The organism is Gaetbulibacter sp. PBL-D1 (genome assembly GCF_050509525.1).
Taxonomy (GTDB): Bacteria; Bacteroidota; Bacteroidia; order Flavobacteriales; family Flavobacteriaceae; genus Gaetbulibacter_B; species Gaetbulibacter_B jejuensis.
This window is the reverse complement of sequence record NZ_JBNWKB010000007.1, coordinates 154,537-170,342: the sequence shown is the minus strand read 5'-3', so window position 1 is coordinate 170,342 and position 15,806 is coordinate 154,537. Positions and strand designations below refer to the sequence as shown.

The following is a 15,806-nucleotide window of genomic DNA, read 5'->3' as shown; positions in this document are numbered from 1 at the left end:
CTCTTTAAAAAGTTGTATTTATTATAAGGATTTAAACCAATCCTGAAATTGATTGCCAAGTAGGAAAACGGTTTTTTTCTTGCCACTTAATGCTCCAACTAAGCTCATTATCCATAAGATTACTGTTAATATCCATCCAACAAAATTAACAATAGGAATTAGCCCAAGAACAATACCAATTATAGCAATGCCCAACATTTGTCTTATATAAAAAGAAGCGTATTCTGTTTTTTTCTCGCTGCTATTCATAATTAAGGCAATTATCCATCCTATTAAAGTGATGTGGGCAATTACAGCAACATTTTTACCATCACTGAGCACTTCAGCGGCATCTTCAGAAAATTCTTTTGCTTTTTCTTTAGCGTCATCAGCAATATCTTCTGCTTTGTCTGCTGCTTTTTTTGCACCATCTTTTGCGTCGTCTAACATATCGTTAAGGTCGTCGCTTAAATTTTTTTCATCTGACATTTGTAAATTTGTTTATATGGTTAGAAGTCTAAAGGTAACAAAAAAATATAATGGTTTACAAAAAAGCTTTATCAATAGGTTCCCAAAGTTCAATTTTGTTGCCATCATTATCCATAATCCAACCAAATTTTCCGTAGCTGTATTCTTCCATTTCTCCAACAATGGTAACACCTTCGTCTTTTAATGTTTTTAGTAATTCTTCAAGATTTTCTACGCGATAATTAAACATAAAATCTTTTTTTGAAGGCTGATAATACGCTGTGTCTTCAGTAAATGGACTCCATTGTGTTGAGCAATCGTTACCTTCTTTATCTTTCCACCAAAAGGTACAGCCATAATCATCGGTGTTAAACCCTAAATGCTTTTTGTACCAGTCTTTTGTTGCTTTTGGATCTTTTGTTTTAAAGAACAATCCGCCAATACCTGTAACGCGTTTTTTCATTTTATTTCTTTTTAAGGTTGGTTTCGTATATGTCTATCCATTGATCTGGAGTTAATTTTGTGCAGAGTTCAGCAATTAATTCCATTGGAATATCATTAATACGCTTAAAACGCACGCAACTTTTCCCCATATCTAGCTTGTACTTACTGTGTTTTGGGTATTCGTTTACAAACCAATCATGTATTTCTGGTACTGCATAAATACCACTATGGTAAAGATTTATTGAGTTTTTTTGTGAAGCAAAACTCATGAATGGTAATGGTTCTTCTGGTGTGCAATGGTAACCATCAGGATATTTGCTATGTGGTACATAATAGCCTATCATACCATATTGAATACCTTCTTCAAAGCCTTTTGGTAAGTTGGCCTTAATGGTTTTGCGTAATGTTTTTAAAACGTCTTGACGTTCTTCCGGAACTTGACTTATATAATCTTCGGGAGATGATGCTTTGTATTGCATAATAATTTATTTTTTTCGTTGTAAAATTAAAGCAGATATTAAAGATAGCACAAACCCAATTAACACAACGGTTACAAACATTAAGGCAGCCATAAATCCAGAGCCACCATAATCTTGCATTTGTTGTGTGAGTTCAGCTTTTTTAGCTTCTAGTTCTGCACCAGAGTAAGTACTTTCATAAGTTTTTAAAGTGACTTCTAAATATTCTGAAGCAAAATCAGGGTTAATTACGGTTGTATATATATAATCAACCATAGCAATTCCAAGTCCAGTTAAAGCTGAAATTAATAAGCCAATAACCAAAGCTTTTCCAAAACTTACAGCACCATTATTTACTTTGTCGCGATAGTGTTTTATCCCAAAAAAGATAAATGATAATGAGGCAATCATTGACGCATAACCAATAACTTCTTGAGCCGAATAGCTTAAGTTTTTACCAAAGGTTAATGCTAAAAAGAATAAAACAGCGGCAGTTATAAGTCCGTAGCCACCATATTTTAGTACAGTTTTTTTCATGTTGTTAGTTAGTTAGTTTTATAAGTTAAAAAAGGGTTTTAAATATGTTGATCAATTAATATAGTATTACCATCAGGATCGGTTACAACCAAACTTGCAGGTCCTGTGGTTGTCTCGTCTGCTTCACTTTGTAACGCTATGTTTTTACTTTTTAAATGCTGCTGAATTTGCCTAACATCAGTAAACGCATCTAATGTTTTTGCATTTTCGTCCCAACCAGGATTAAAGGTAAGTATGTTGTTTTTAAACATACCTTGAAACAAGCCTACTAAAGCCTTACCATTTTTCATGATGAGGTAGTTTTTTTCTAAATCACCAGCAAAAACGGTGAATCCTAAATTTTCATAAAAAGTTTTTGAAACAGTAATGTCTTTTACGCTTAAACTGATTGAAAATGCGCCTAATTCCATAATTGAGTGGTATTGATTAATTATTGATACAAAACTACGAGAAGCCTTTAAAAATCGACTCATACTAAAGTACCAAACCGTTAGTACTTTGGTCTAAAATACATAATTTCACAGTATTTGAAGCTCTTTTGCAACTTGAAGTGCTTGCGTGCGTCTTTTGGCATTTAGTTTTACCAATAAGTTAGATACATGCGTTTTTATGGTGCTTTCTGATAGGAATAATGTCTCTGCAATTTCTTTGTTTGATAATCCTTGAGCAATATGTTGAAGCACTTCATATTCTCTCGATGTAATATCTAATTCTTTTATTTTATTGTGATCAATTTCGGTTGTATCAACAGTTTCTTTTTGAAGACTTTTTTTGTTGAGGTAAATACCAACAATTAGGAAAACAATCGCAATAACAGCAATTATAATTTCAATGTTTACATTTCCAGATATGATAGCGTATTTACTAACCTGAAAAAGTAGTAACAAGGCAAAAATTAAACCAGTAAAAACAGCTATTGTTTTTTTCATAGTTGAAAGTTAACAAAATCTAGCTTTAATTTTATCAACGATGGTTTGCGCTAGTTTCTCTTTACTTTCAACTGTCCAGCCAGCTACATGAGGTGTAAGTAATACATTTTCGGCTTGAATGATGTATTGAAATGCCTCTGGCATATCAGAAGAAAATAGGCTTTCAAAAGAGGCTTTTTCATATTCTAAAACGTCTAATCCTGCACCTAAAATTTTACCACTTTTTAAAGCTGAAACCAAATCAGTAGTTACAACACTTTTTCCGCGTGCTGTATTAATGAGCCAAAACGGTTTTTGAAACCCGTTAATAAAATCAGCATTAACCATATTTAACGTTAGTGGTGTTTGCGGTGTGTGTAAACTTAAAACATCAGTGTTTTTTTGTAAAGTTTCAAACGATACTTGTTTGCAGTTATCGTCGCCAACATTAGGTTTTATATCATAGCAAAGAACTTCAACATCAAACCCACGAAGTTTTTTAGCAAAGGCTTTTCCCATGTTGCCATAACCAATAAGTCCAACGGTTTTGCCATCTAGCTCAATACCTCTATTGGCTTCACGTAACCATTGACCATGTCGTACTTCGTTATCAGCTTTATTGAGCTTGTTGAATAAGGAAAGCAACATTCCTAAAGCGTGTTCGCCAACAGCATTGCGATTGCCTTCTGGTGCTGAAATTAAATAAATGCCTTTACTTTCGGCATAATCACAATCTATGTTTTCTAAACCAGCACCAACACGACCTATAAACTTTAAGTTTGTGGCAGCATCAAGAAACTGTTTGTCTATAGTAAAACGACTTCTTATTACAATACCATCATACTCATGAATTTTTGCTTCAACATCAGTTTTTGATGAGGTGTAATCTTCATGATTTGTAAATCCTGATGCATTAAGTTGATTAATGAGAAGCTCGTGATTAGTATCTAGATGTAGGACTTTCATAAGTTAAATCCCTAAAATAAGTTTAGCTATGGTAAAGTAAATTAAGATTCCAAAAATATCATTGCTGGTAGTGATAAAAGGTCCTGTTGCAATAGCAGGATCAATACCACGTTTGTCAAGGAATAATGGTACAAAAGTTCCTATTAAACCAGCTACTATAATTACTACAACTAACGAAATTGAAATAGCAAAAGCAGTTGCGGCTTCTTGTTGCGTTGCCCAAACAAAAAGGAACAAGAAAATAGCCAAAATAACTCCATTAAGAGCTGCTAAAAGCATTTCTTTCATTAAACGACTGTTAATACTTCCTTTTATATCATCATTTGCTAAACCTTGCACAATAATTGCGCTAGATTGTACACCTACATTACCAGCCATTGCTGCAATAAGTGGTGTGAAAAAGAATAGGATTGCATATTTTGAAAACGCTTCGTGAAAACCTTCCATAATTAAAAAGGCTCCAACACCACCAACAAGTCCTAAAAATAACCAAGGTATACGTGCTCTGGTAAGTTTCCAAACGCTATCATCAGAGTCTACATCTTGAGAGATACCTGCAGCTAACTGGTAATCTTTATCGGCTTCTTCTTTTAAAACGTCAACAATATCATCAATAGTAATTCTACCTAAAAGTGTTTGATTGTCATCTACAACAGGAATCGCTTCCAAATCGTATTTTGCCATAACTCTTGCCACATCTTCAACATCGTCTTGTACATGAACCCAATCCACATTGCTGTTGGAGATATCAGCAATTTTTTGATCGCTTTTAGCAACAATTAAATCTTTAAGCGAAAGTCTACCAATAAGTTTATTTTGTTTTGATACAACATATATAGAGTGTACTCTTGTAACCTCTTTGGCTTGTCCACGAATACGACGTAAGCATCCAGCAACAGTCCAGGTTTCATACACTTTTACAAGCTCTTTTGCCATGAGTCCACCAGCTGTATCTTCGTCATAAGCCAAAAGCTCTTCAATTTCGGCTTTATGCTCTTGGTCTTCAATGTTTGAAATTACTTCGGCTTGACGTTCTTCAGGAAGTTCGGCAATAATATCTGCTGCATCATCAGTATCCAACTCTTCAATTTCATCGGCAATTTCTTTAGCAGAAAGATTTTTTAGGACTTTTTCTCGATTGTCTTCATCGAGTTCCATTAACACATCCGAAGTGGTTTCAGAATCAAGAAGTTTTATAACATAAGTCGCATCTTCAAGATCTAGTTCGTCTAAAACTTCGGCAATATCAGCATAGTGAAACTCACTAAAAAGCGTGTTGAGTTCCTTATCGTTTTTCTCTTCGATAAGAACTTCTACTTGCTCGATGAGTTCATCTGTTAGTTCAAATTGTATGTGCTCTTTTTCCTCTTGCATAAAATTTCTTGTCGTTGCACACTGTCGAAGTGACAAATTGTGTTATTCTTGAGTGTCGTTTTCAATTAATTGCGTGAGAGTTATAAATTCTTCAACGCTTAACTGCTCAGGACGTTTGCCAAATATAACATTTGCTTTTAAATTATCTGACAAATTGAATGTTTTTAAACTGTTACGAAGTGTTTTTCGGCGTTGTTGAAATCCTTGTTTTACAACCTTGAAAAATAAGGTTTCGTCACATGGTAAGGTGTAGTTTTCTTTTCTTGTTAATAAAAGTACACCTGAATCTACTTTTGGTGGTGGATTAAACACCGAAGGTGGAACTGTAAATAAATATTCAGCATTGTAAAATGCTTGTGTTAAAACAGATAAAATACCGTATACTTTACTGCCTTCTTTAGAGCAAATACGTTGCGCAACTTCTTTTTGAAACATTCCAGAAAATTCTGGAATTTGGTCGCGCATTTCTAAAGTTTTAAATACAATTTGTGATGAAATATTATATGGGTAATTTCCTATGATAGCAAAAGGCTGCTCGCCAAAAACTTTTGTGATATCGTATTTTAAAAAGTCTTGCTCTATAACTCTATCAGCAAGATTTAGGTAATTGGCTTTAAGATACTCAACCGATTCTGTATCAATTTCAATAACGTGGGTTGTGAGGTCTTTTTTGAGCAAATATTTAGTAAGCACACCCATTCCTGGACCAATTTCTAAAACATGTTTATAACCTTTAAGCGATAAGCTATCGGCAATTTTTTCGGCAATAGATTCATCGGTTAAAAAGTGTTGTCCTAAGTGTTTTTTTGCTTTTACAGACATTGTTGTTAGTTAAAAGTTACTGAAAATTCATCAACTATTTCTAGTTCGGTTCTAAATGCAAGCATTTTGTCAGCAAAACGTTTTAGTCCGTCTTGTCGTAAAGCATCAGCATGATTGTTGTAATAGTCTTCTAAATCGGTTCTTGATTTTGCACGATATTGAATGGAGTAGGTTGTGCCTCCCATTTTTTCTTCAATAAGTACTTTGGTTAACTTAGCTTCAGTGAAATGACCTGTTGCCAAAACCAATGCAATGTGGTTTTTTATCCAATTGAGCCACTCTTCATGTATGCTTTCGTCAATATTAACGGTTACGTTGTATATTATCATGGTTGTTATTTTAATGGATTCCGAACTGGTTACGGAAAGGCAAAACTTGTATTATAGTGTTTTTGCAAATAACAGGAGTTCTTCATCATCTTCAAAAGGTTTTACTCTTTTTTCATAAGATAAGCCTAATTTTTCTAATAGTTTAATTGAATTTGTATTAGTAGGCAATGTGATTGCTGTTATTTTTTTTAGTTTGAATTGGTCTTTGGCAAGTTTTATAATTTCAGAAGACGCTTCAAACCCATAACCTTTACCTTCATAATTAGGAAGTAGCGAAAAACCAATATCTACATATTCTAACTCATCGCGTTTTACCAAACCACAAGTACCAATTGATTTTAGACTTTCATCTTTTAGTTGAATTTTATAAAACCCAAATCCGTGAGTGTCGTAACTTTTTAAGGTTCTTTCTTTTAAATAGTCTTCAGCTTGAGCAACAGTTCTCACATTTCGGTCACCAATATATTTCAACCAATGAGGGGAATTCATGAGTTCTAGTATAAAAGGAGCATCTTCTAAAGTGATTTTAGAAAGCTGAAGGCGGTTGGTTTCAACAAGCATAAGGTTTAGTTTATAGTATCACCACGTAGCATCCTGAAGTTTTTCCTGGCTTCAACAAAATAAATACTGTCTTGATGATTAAATATGATTTTTTCGTAAAGTGCTTTAGCTTCTTCGGATTCGCCTAAAATATTATTGTAAAGTTCAGCTAAAAAATAGTAAGCATCGTCAATTAAAATACTGTCACTAAAGTCTGTTATAATTTTTTGATAGTTAACCGTTGCTTTTTCATACTGTTTCTTTTTTTCGAAAAGTTGTGCTTGCATTAACAAAGCTTGACCTTCAATACTTTCACCTTCATGCTCTGTAAGAATCTTGTCTAAAAGTGTTATGGCTTCATCAGTTTTATTTTGAAATGCCATAAGGTCTGCTTTTGCATAAAGCTTTAACGCTACGTGTAAAGAATCTTCATATTTATTGTCAGAAATAAGTAGTTTTAAATCTAAAGCATCATTAGCAATAAGCTGCGATGTTGATGATTTTAAAATTTTAAGTTGCGATTCAGCCCAATCAAAATCACCTTTATAATAACTAGTTTTGGCAACTTTAAAACGTGCATCTTGCGAAATGGTACTGTTTTTTAAATTGGCTTGTATTTGAGAATAGTAAATAAGTGCTTCATTAAATTTTTCTTGATACACTAAAACATCACCAAGTTTTAGCTTTACAGTAGCTTTTTGAAATTCAGAAACATTAAGGTTTAAAGTTTCTTTTAAGAATTTGCTTGCATCTTCAGGTTTGTGTAAGTGAAACGCCAAAAAATCGCCATAAGCAATTTGTAAAGAAAGGGTTTGCTCATACCTACCATATTGATTAAAAAGCGCTAGATACTTATCGTTTATCGCATTAAAATCTTTTTTAGTAGCATTTATGGTTTCTATCTCCAATAAAAATTGATGTGCTCTTAAAAGACTAGAAATATCTTGTGAATTTTCTAATACAAAATTGAATATTTCGGTTGCAGTACTGTATTGTTTTTCATCTAGAGTTGTAAGTGCAAGTTCAATAATTCGGTCTAGACTTTCAGGGTTTCTTCTATAAAGTGCTTTCTCTTGAGTAAAGGATTTGTTATACTCTTTTTCTTGAACAAACAACCAGCTCAGTAACTCATACCAATACACATCAGGATTGGTTTGCAACTTTTTAAGTAATAACCGTTTTAAGAAAATGTTGTTTTCGTTTTCGCTGTTTTCTGAGACAAAATCGCTAAAAGCGCGCTTTGAGTTATTTAAAAAGCTAGGGTTGGTTTCTATATAATCTATATAGTTAGAAAACATTTGTTCCACATTACCTTGCTCACCATAAATTCGTGCCAGCTGAATGTTATAGTTTTGTTTAGGATTAAGTTCAGCACCTTTTTTATAGGCAGAAATGGCATAATCTAAAAGTGAATGATTTTCAAATTGTCTAGCAATACTACTTGTATAAATAGGTTTTTCATCGATTTTTAAAAGCGCATCGTTATAGTATTTTTTTGCAGTTTCTATACTGTCTTGTAGTTGATAGTTGTAACCCAATTCAACCATAAGGGTTGGAAAAGTACTTTTCTCTAAACGTTGGAGCAATAGGTTTTGAACTTCTGTATAACGTTCTAGCTGTTGTAATGTTTCAACTATTTTGTAAAGGTAAGTTGTACTTGGTTTTTCAGTATATAATTTTTGGTATTCAATAAGGGCTTTTTCAAATTCACCACGTTTAAAATAATCGCTTGCCAACTGCTCACTTTGGGCAAGCATTAAAGTGCTACACAGTATTAGGGCAAAAGTTAATATCCTCTTCATAAAGCTAATTTAAATAAACAACCTAAATATAGGTTTTGGTGCGCTTATTTCGATTATTTAGTAAATATAACAAATGCTAGCTTTGGATATTGTAAATGTTTTGATAAAAAAAATGCCTAAACGCAAGTTTAGGCATTACCAACCAAAATAAATGTGCTATTAACCATTATTTTAAAAAAATGATTCAGTTATTCTGCTCTGGCATTTTTTATTGTTAACCAAAGGTATATTCTAAAAGAAAATTTTACTGACCATAACGACCAGCGAAACCAGTATTATAATGCGTTTGATATTTTTCATAAGTAGGTTAGCTTTTAATACTTTACTAACATCAAAAAATTTTATGAAAAAACAAAAGAAAACGCTAAAAATTCGTTAAACAACGTCTTTTTTTAGCGTTTTATCGAAATTTGTAGAAAAAATACTACAGATTTTAGATTTTATCAAATCCAGTATAAGGAACTAGAACATCAGGGATTTTTATACCATCTTCAGTTTGGTAATTTTCTAAAATTCCTGCAAGCACTCTTGGTAGAGCCAATGAGCTTCCATTTAGGGTATGTGCTAATTCATTTTTACCTTCAGAATTTTTAAAACGTAATTTTAAGCGGTTTGCTTGAAAGGTTTCAAAATTTGATACTGAAGAAATCTCTAACCAACGGTCTTGAGCAGTTGAGAATACTTCAAAATCGTAGGTTAATGCTGATGTAAATCCTAAGTCACCACCACATAAACGTAAAATTCTGTAAGGTAATTTCAGTTCTTTTAAAATGGTTTTTATATGCTCTACCATTTCGTCTAGAGCTGTATAAGAACGCTCAGGATGTTCAACACGTAAAATTTCAACTTTATCAAATTGATGTAGTCGATTTAACCCTCTAACGTGTGCGCCATAACTTCCTGCTTCACGACGAAAGCAAGGTGTGTAGCCTGTAATACCTATTGGTAAATCGCTTTCGTTAAGTAAGGTATCTCTAAATAAATTGGTTCCAGGAACTTCAGCAGTTGGAATTAAATATAAGTTGTCACCAGTAACGTGGTACATTTGCCCTTCTTTATCTGGCAATTGTCCTGTTCCAAAACCAGACGCTTCATTAACCAAATGTGGTAATTGGAACTCCGTATAACCTGCTTCGGTATTTTTATCTAAAAAGTAAGCAATAAGCGCACGTTGTAATCTTGCACCTTTACCTTTATACACAGGAAATCCTGCTCCAGTAATTTTATTACCCAATTCAAAATCGATAATATCATACTTTTTAGCTAATTCCCAATGTGGTAATGCACCATCAACTAATTTAGGAATGTCACCTTCTCTATACACTTCTTCGTTATCCTCATCGGTATTTCCTTTAGGAACACTTTGGTGAGGTACATTTGGTAGTTGGTATAAAAGTGCGTTTAGTGCATCAGCTTTATCATTAAGCTCTTGCTCTAATTGTTTAGTGTCTTCTTTAAGTTGAGTTGTTTTTTCTTTTAAAGCATTGGCTTCTTGTGCTTTTCCAGATTTAAACAAGTTCCCTATTTCTTTGGAGATACTATTAGATTCAGCTTTTAAGTTATCTAAAGTTGCTTGAAGATTTCTTCGGTCTTCATCTAAAGTAATAACATCGTTTATAGATTGTTCAGCATCAATATTACGTTTTGCTAAACGCTCAATAACCAACTCTTTGTTTTCTCTAATAAAAGGGACTTGTAACATGGTGTGAAAAATTTAAGCGACAAATTTAATGAATTGCCAAAACATTTAATCGAGTTTTGAAGGTAAAATCCACGAGCTGTGTTTAAAAACATCCCATTTTACATTGGCAAGGTCAATATTAGGGTCGATAAGCTGTTGTCTTGGTCTTCCATTTACGCTTATGCTGCAGTTTACAAAGACTTGCACGTCAAATCCTTTTTTTGCAAAATCTTGTTTTAAATGTTGTGCAAATTGCCAGATGACATCTGGTTTGGTGGTTGCTCCTCGTTGTTGTTTTCTGGTTAAATAGTCGTTTAATTTAACAGGTAATACATTGTTAGTGTTTTTGTCAATGACTTTATAAGTACAAAACCCACTTTTTGAGCGCAGCATCATTCGCCATGACAGTCTGTGACCTTCTTCGGTCCAAAGCACATTATCATGAATAAAATGATGACGAATAGGTAATAGTACTTGAATAATAAAATACACTGAAAATAACCCTACATAAAATTGATTTCCTTTAGGGATGATAACTTCAGCTTCATTATAAAACGGTTTCTTTTTTAAGAATATATTTTGAATGGTTTTAGGCTCAAAAAAGAACAAAATAAAGGCTAAAGACAAATATGGAAAAATACCTACATGAAAAATGAATGAATTGAACAGATGAAAGAAAATAGAAATGATAAACGCAAATTTCCTTGTTCTTTTCCATAGTAACAACGGAATGATAAGTCCGTCAAACAAAATGCCTCCATAAGCCAGCATATAGTGTAACCACTTGTATTGTAAAATATCACCAACTAAAACAAAATGTTGTTTGGCTTTCATCATGAGTTCAATAGTAGTGGTGTTTAACCAATCAGGATATATCTTGGCAATTGAGGCGTATGTGTATACAATAAAGAGCTGAATAACAAACACATATTTGCACCACTGTGGCATTGAGCCTCTTTTTAATTTCGGGTTTTGTTTGGCATCAATAGAAAGGTAAGTGTGCGCAGGTTGAAACACCATTATGGCACTCAATAACATTAATAAATAGTAGTGATTGTTATAAGACGATTTTTGCATAAAGTAAGTGGCAGACCACATGATGGTAAATGCAAACATGCTCCATCTGTATTTATAACCTATCATTACAAAAAGGCCAAATATTCCCATAATTGCATAATAGAGATACATCCAGTTTCCTGGTAAAGGCTGTAACCATTCAAACCCTATAAATGTAAAAGTAAATTCAGGTTCAATAAGTGTTCGTTTTACCCAACCAGTAAAGATGGCTCCAACACTTTCTAAGAAAATAAGTAGTCCAAAAATAATTCGGAATACAATTAATGCACTGTTGTCAATATGTTTAAATAAAAACCTGTTCATCTAGTTAAATAAAGTTAATGCTATTTCTTTGTCTTTGTTGAGTTGTTCTTTAAGTAATTCAACCGAATCAAATTTTTGCTCGTCTCTAAGTCTGTCAATTAATTCCACTTGTATTGAAGTGTCATAAATATCTTCATTAAAATTGAAAAAGTGTACTTCAATAGATTGCGTTTTTCCATTAACAGTAGGGTTGGTTCCAATATTCATCATCCCATAAACTGTAGAGTTGTTAATATTAGATTGCACTACATAAGCACCATTTTTTGGGATGAGTTTATAATCTTCAGGTATTTTAACATTAGCAGTAGGAAATCCTATTTTACTACCAATTTGTTTTCCTTTTATAACATTTCCAGTTAAAAAATAATTGTAACCTAAATACGTATTTGCGGTTTTAACATCACCATTATTTAAGGCATTTCTAATTTTAGTTGAACTAATAGCAACATCTTCAATGTCTTTAACAGAAATTTCTTCTACTTCAAAATCAAATTGAGCACCATAATCTTTCAGGTCTTCAATGTTTGCGCTTCTATTTCTTCCAAACCTATGGTCGTAACCAATGATAACGTGTTTAACGTTTAATTCATCAACTAAAATATGCTTTACATAATCGTTAGCTGATAGTCTAGAAAAATCTTGAGTAAACTTTTTTATAATAAGATTATCAATACCAATTTGAGACAAAATAGTTTTACGCTCATCAATAGTATTCAACAATTTAATATCAGCATGAGTTTGCAATACCATTCTAGGATGTGGAAAGAATGTTAGCAATGAAGATTCTAAGTTTTTTTCTTTTGCAACAGTTATTAACCTATTAATTATTTTTTGATGTCCTAAATGGACACCATCAAAAGTACCAATAGTAAGTACTGATGGCGCTTTAGAATAGGAAGTTAGGGAATTATATATTTTCAAAAGATTTTTTTGTAAAAATAGCTAATAAGCATTGAAATAAAAAGGAAGATATGAAAGGTAATAACTTCACAAATATTACAGTTTATTTATGTTAAAAAATCACATTTTGTTAAAGAAAACTTAATATAACAATTGATTTTGATTAAATTTGGAGGATGTTTATAGATATTACCTTTTTTAATTAATACAAATTTTATGAAAACAAGATTACATTATGTTTTTTCTTTAGTGTTGGCTTTGATTTGTTTTTCTGGGTTTAGTCAGAAGAATAATTGGAAAAAGCTTTCAAACTATAATGATTCAGAAGGAACATCAAAATTTCACTTAGAAAAAGATAAGGTTAATTACTTTGAATTGAGTGATTTAGATTTTAAACAAAGCCTTATACAAACACCAACTAGAGGATCTAATACTATTTCTAATGTAGTAGTTACAGTACCTGGACATGAAGGGAACTTTGAACGTTTTGAGTTGTATGAAGCACCTGTTTTTGAGCCTTCATTATCTGCACAATATCCTGAAATTAAATCTTATGTTGGGTTTGGTATTGACTCTCCAGGTTCAAGACTTAGAATGAGCGTTAGCCCACAAGGTGTTCAAACTATGATCACATATCAAGATAAAGAAGCTGTGTTTATGATGCCAGTGGCACATGAATCTAATACATACATAGTATATAACAAAAGTTCTAGAGGAGATTATATTGATGAGTTTGTTTGTTCTACTATAGACGAATTAAAAGAGGTTGATTACACTCAAGCCTCAACAATGCGAGATGCTGACGACCAAACCTTACGTACATATAGGTTGGCTGTTTCGGTTAATGGCGAATATACTCAATACCATGGAGGAACTGTTCCTGCAGCTTTAGCGGCTATTAACGCTACAATCACTAGAGTAAATGAAGTATATGAAACCGATATGGCGATCAGATTTCAATTAGTTAATGCTAACGAATTGATTTTTACTAATCCAGCAACAGATCCTTATTCTAACAATATAAATCAATGGAATGTTCAACTTCAAAATACTTTAACAAATACCATTGGAAATGCTGCTTATGACATAGGTCATATGTTTGGTGCTTCTGGTGGAGGAGGTAATGCTGGTTGTATTGGATGTGTTTGTGAAGACGATACTGCGTCAACTACTGATCAAAACAAAGGTTCAGGAATTACTTCACCAGCTGACGGTATTCCTGAAGGAGACAATTTTGACATTGACTATGTGGCTCATGAAATTGGCCATCAAATGGGAGCTAATCATACTTTTGCTTTTAGTATTGAAGGGACAGGAGTAAACTCAGAGCCAGGTAGTGGAACTACCATTATGGGTTATGCAGGAATAACTGGGGCTAACAATGTGCAACTACATAGTGATCCTTATTTTCATTACCATAGTATCAACCAAATTTTAAACAATGTAGCTACAGCTCCAAACAACTGTGCTACAACAATAGCTATTGGAAACAACCCTCCTATTGCAGATGCAGGTAGTGATTATCATATTCCGCCAGGTACAGCTTATATATTAAAAGGTTCTGCAACAGATCTTGATGGAGGTGATACCTTAACATATTGTTGGGAGCAAACAGATAGTGGAACTGTTACTAACAGTACGTTTGGTCCTACGTTAACCTCAGGATCAATGAACAGATCTTTACCACCATCGACCTCTCCAGATAGATATATCCCAAATTGGGATAGAGTGGTTGCAGGTCAACTTACAGAGACAAGCCCTAGTATTGGGTCTGATTGGGAAACGGTTGCTACAGTAGCTAGAACATTAAATTGGGCTTTGACAGTTAGAGATAGAGAACCAACAGCTACAGGGTTACAAGGGCAGTCAAGTTTTGATTTAACGCAGGTTATTGTTGAAAATGTCCCTGCTTTTACTGTGCCAGGGCTCCCAAATTGGGCGTCTGGGTCTTCGCAAACCGTTTATTGGAATGTTGGGCAAACAACAAATTCAACTATTAACTGCCAAAATGTGAATATTAAATTTTCTACTGATGGAGGGTTAACTTTTCCTACAGTATTAGCATCTAACACACCAAATGACGGGTCGCAAATTATTACCGTACCGAGTATAGCAAATACTAATAATGCTAGAATTATGGTAGAAGCTGCCGATAACATTTTTTATGCGTTGTCTCCTGTGTTTAGCATCAATAATTCTGCGGATTTTGCATTAAACAGCACTAACGACTCTCAGTCAGTGTGTTCTGAAGATTCTGTCACTTATAATATGAATTTTATTACTAGTAATGGGTTTTCTGAAACAACAACATTTAGTGTTACTGGAAATCCTGCAGGATCTAATGTAGTAATCACGCCAGCAAGTTTAAATAGCTCTGGAACATTTACAGTTCAAATTAATAATTTAGCAACAGTACCACCTAATGATTATAATTTAACTGTTACGGGAACTTCTAGCTCTCTAACAAAAAACACGGATTTAGCATTAGGTGTGTCTGACGGTGTTTGTCCTTCTTCAGGAAATACACAATATCAAACAAGTACAACAGGAGTGATATTTAATACTATAAGTAATTTAAATAACGGAAAGCCATCTGGCTATAGTGATTATACGTCGCTTTCTACTGATATAAACAAGGAAAGCACTTACGAATTATCTGTTTATGTGAATACAGATGGTCCATATCAAACAGGAACTATTGTTTGGATAGATTGGAACCAAAACTGTGAGTTTGAAGATGCTACTGAAGGATATAGTTTAGGAGTTGGAAGTTCTACAGCTAATGGACAACCTAGTGGCTCTCCTTTAAATATTACAGTGCCTGAATACGCACTTTTAGGGACAACCGTTATGAGGGTTTCTACTCAGTTTGGAGCATACCCAACAGCTTGTAATACTGACTTTGATGGAGAAGTTGAAGATTATACTGTTAATGTACTAGCTTCATTATCTATTGAAGATCATGAGTTATCTAATTTTATGATTTATCCAAACCCAAACAATGGAAACTTTACGATTAAATTTAATTCGCTTTCAGCTAATAATATTGATGTTAATGTCTATGATATTAGAGGGAGAAGAATTTTAGAGAATACTTACTCTAATTCAGGTAATTTTAATGAAACCATTAACTTAGGTAATGCTCAATCAGGTATGTACTTAGTGACTGTAAATGATGGTGTAAATAAAACCACTAAAAAGATTATTGTAGAGTAGTC

16 protein-coding genes are annotated in these 15,806 nt (G+C 33.2%); 1 reads left to right on the top strand and 15 read right to left on the bottom strand.

Translation table 11 applies throughout. The annotated features are described in order from the left end of the window. Positions 1-21: 21 nt before the first annotated feature. The 15 genes from ACQ0RB_RS07950 to ACQ0RB_RS07880 form a co-directional block, all read right to left on the bottom strand. A complete protein-coding gene (locus ACQ0RB_RS07950; protein ID WP_430497668.1) occupies positions 22-468 on the bottom strand; it encodes a YtxH domain-containing protein in 447 nt (148 codons plus the stop codon). Between the two features lie 55 nt (positions 469-523). Continuing rightward, a complete protein-coding gene (locus tag ACQ0RB_RS07945; protein WP_418510561.1) occupies positions 524-910 on the bottom strand; it encodes a VOC family protein in 387 nt (128 codons plus the stop codon). Between the two features lies 1 nt (position 911). Then, positions 912-1,370: a DUF1801 domain-containing protein gene (locus tag ACQ0RB_RS07940; protein WP_430497665.1), complete on the bottom strand. Its 459-nt coding sequence runs from the start codon at positions 1,368-1,370 to the stop codon at positions 912-914. Between the two features lie 6 nt (positions 1,371-1,376). After that, positions 1,377-1,886: a DUF4199 domain-containing protein gene (locus tag ACQ0RB_RS07935; protein ID WP_430497664.1), complete on the bottom strand. Its 510-nt coding sequence runs from the start codon at positions 1,884-1,886 to the stop codon at positions 1,377-1,379. 38 nt (positions 1,887-1,924) lie between these two features. Next, positions 1,925-2,296, bottom strand: coding sequence for a VOC family protein (locus ACQ0RB_RS07930; RefSeq protein WP_430497693.1), 372 nt, complete (start codon positions 2,294-2,296; stop codon positions 1,925-1,927). Between the two features lie 108 nt (positions 2,297-2,404). Beyond that, entirely contained in the window at positions 2,405-2,815 is a 411-nt protein-coding gene (locus tag ACQ0RB_RS07925; protein WP_430497662.1) for a response regulator transcription factor, read from the bottom strand. Between the two features lie 9 nt (positions 2,816-2,824). Beyond that, the gene (locus ACQ0RB_RS07920) at positions 2,825-3,760 is read right to left on the bottom strand and encodes a 2-hydroxyacid dehydrogenase (RefSeq protein ID WP_430497660.1); all 936 of its coding nucleotides are present in this window, start codon (positions 3,758-3,760) and stop codon (positions 2,825-2,827) included. Between the two features lie 3 nt (positions 3,761-3,763). Then, positions 3,764-5,134 (bottom strand): magnesium transporter, encoded by a 1,371-nt coding sequence (mgtE, locus tag ACQ0RB_RS07915; protein ID WP_262733310.1) that lies wholly within the window; start codon positions 5,132-5,134, stop codon positions 3,764-3,766. Between the two features lie 42 nt (positions 5,135-5,176). After that, complete coding sequence (rsmA, locus tag ACQ0RB_RS07910) at positions 5,177-5,956, bottom strand: 16S rRNA (adenine(1518)-N(6)/adenine(1519)-N(6))-dimethyltransferase RsmA (protein WP_430497658.1); 780 nt, start codon at positions 5,954-5,956, stop codon at positions 5,177-5,179. A 5-nt stretch (positions 5,957-5,961) separates the two neighbouring features. Further along, positions 5,962-6,285, bottom strand: coding sequence for a DUF4286 family protein (locus ACQ0RB_RS07905; protein WP_430497656.1), 324 nt, complete (start codon positions 6,283-6,285; stop codon positions 5,962-5,964). Between the two features lie 51 nt (positions 6,286-6,336). Further along, positions 6,337-6,846: a GNAT family N-acetyltransferase gene (locus ACQ0RB_RS07900; RefSeq protein WP_430497655.1), complete on the bottom strand. Its 510-nt coding sequence runs from the start codon at positions 6,844-6,846 to the stop codon at positions 6,337-6,339. A gap of 5 nt (positions 6,847-6,851) precedes the next feature. Then, the gene (locus ACQ0RB_RS07895) at positions 6,852-8,627 is read right to left on the bottom strand and encodes a tetratricopeptide repeat protein (RefSeq protein WP_430497653.1); all 1,776 of its coding nucleotides are present in this window, start codon (positions 8,625-8,627) and stop codon (positions 6,852-6,854) included. A 433-nt stretch (positions 8,628-9,060) separates the two neighbouring features. Next, a complete protein-coding gene (gene serS / locus ACQ0RB_RS07890; RefSeq protein WP_430497651.1) occupies positions 9,061-10,329 on the bottom strand; it encodes a serine--tRNA ligase in 1,269 nt (422 codons plus the stop codon). 45 nt (positions 10,330-10,374) lie between these two features. Further along, positions 10,375-11,688 (bottom strand): HTTM domain-containing protein, encoded by a 1,314-nt coding sequence (locus ACQ0RB_RS07885; protein WP_430497650.1) that lies wholly within the window; start codon positions 11,686-11,688, stop codon positions 10,375-10,377. Then, positions 11,689-12,609, bottom strand: coding sequence for a bifunctional riboflavin kinase/FAD synthetase (locus tag ACQ0RB_RS07880; protein WP_430497648.1), 921 nt, complete (start codon positions 12,607-12,609; stop codon positions 11,689-11,691). A 195-nt stretch (positions 12,610-12,804) separates the two neighbouring features. Between ACQ0RB_RS07880 and ACQ0RB_RS07875 the strand changes: the two genes are divergently transcribed. Further along, positions 12,805-15,804, top strand: coding sequence for a reprolysin-like metallopeptidase (locus ACQ0RB_RS07875; RefSeq protein WP_430497647.1), 3,000 nt, complete (start codon positions 12,805-12,807; stop codon positions 15,802-15,804). Positions 15,805-15,806 lie beyond the last annotated feature (2 nt).

Excerpts from the sequence above, each read along its gene's own strand:
- ACQ0RB_RS07905 (WP_430497656.1), bottom strand. The coding sequence starts at position 6,285 with ATGATAATATACAACGTAACCGTTAATATTGACGAAAGCATACATGAA.
- ACQ0RB_RS07930 (WP_430497693.1), bottom strand. The coding sequence starts at position 2,296 with ATGGAATTAGGCGCATTTTCAATCAGTTTAAGCGTAAAAGACATTACT.
- ACQ0RB_RS07945 (WP_418510561.1), bottom strand. The coding sequence starts at position 910 with ATGAAAAAACGCGTTACAGGTATTGGCGGATTGTTCTTTAAAACAAAA.
- ACQ0RB_RS07940 (WP_430497665.1), bottom strand. The coding sequence starts at position 1,370 with ATGCAATACAAAGCATCATCTCCCGAAGATTATATAAGTCAAGTTCCG.
- rsmA (WP_430497658.1), bottom strand. The coding sequence starts at position 5,956 with ATGTCTGTAAAAGCAAAAAAACACTTAGGACAACACTTTTTAACCGAT.
- ACQ0RB_RS07875 (WP_430497647.1), top strand. The coding sequence starts at position 12,805 with ATGAAAACAAGATTACATTATGTTTTTTCTTTAGTGTTGGCTTTGATT.
- ACQ0RB_RS07925 (WP_430497662.1), bottom strand. The coding sequence starts at position 2,815 with ATGAAAAAAACAATAGCTGTTTTTACTGGTTTAATTTTTGCCTTGTTA.
- ACQ0RB_RS07885 (WP_430497650.1), bottom strand. The coding sequence starts at position 11,688 with ATGAACAGGTTTTTATTTAAACATATTGACAACAGTGCATTAATTGTA.
- ACQ0RB_RS07900 (WP_430497655.1), bottom strand. The coding sequence starts at position 6,846 with ATGCTTGTTGAAACCAACCGCCTTCAGCTTTCTAAAATCACTTTAGAA.
- ACQ0RB_RS07895 (WP_430497653.1), bottom strand. The coding sequence starts at position 8,627 with ATGAAGAGGATATTAACTTTTGCCCTAATACTGTGTAGCACTTTAATG.
- ACQ0RB_RS07920 (WP_430497660.1), bottom strand. The coding sequence starts at position 3,760 with ATGAAAGTCCTACATCTAGATACTAATCACGAGCTTCTCATTAATCAA.
- serS (WP_430497651.1), bottom strand. The coding sequence starts at position 10,329 with ATGTTACAAGTCCCTTTTATTAGAGAAAACAAAGAGTTGGTTATTGAG.
- ACQ0RB_RS07950 (WP_430497668.1), bottom strand. The coding sequence starts at position 468 with ATGTCAGATGAAAAAAATTTAAGCGACGACCTTAACGATATGTTAGAC.
- mgtE (WP_262733310.1), bottom strand. The coding sequence starts at position 5,134 with ATGCAAGAGGAAAAAGAGCACATACAATTTGAACTAACAGATGAACTC.
- ACQ0RB_RS07935 (WP_430497664.1), bottom strand. The coding sequence starts at position 1,886 with ATGAAAAAAACTGTACTAAAATATGGTGGCTACGGACTTATAACTGCC.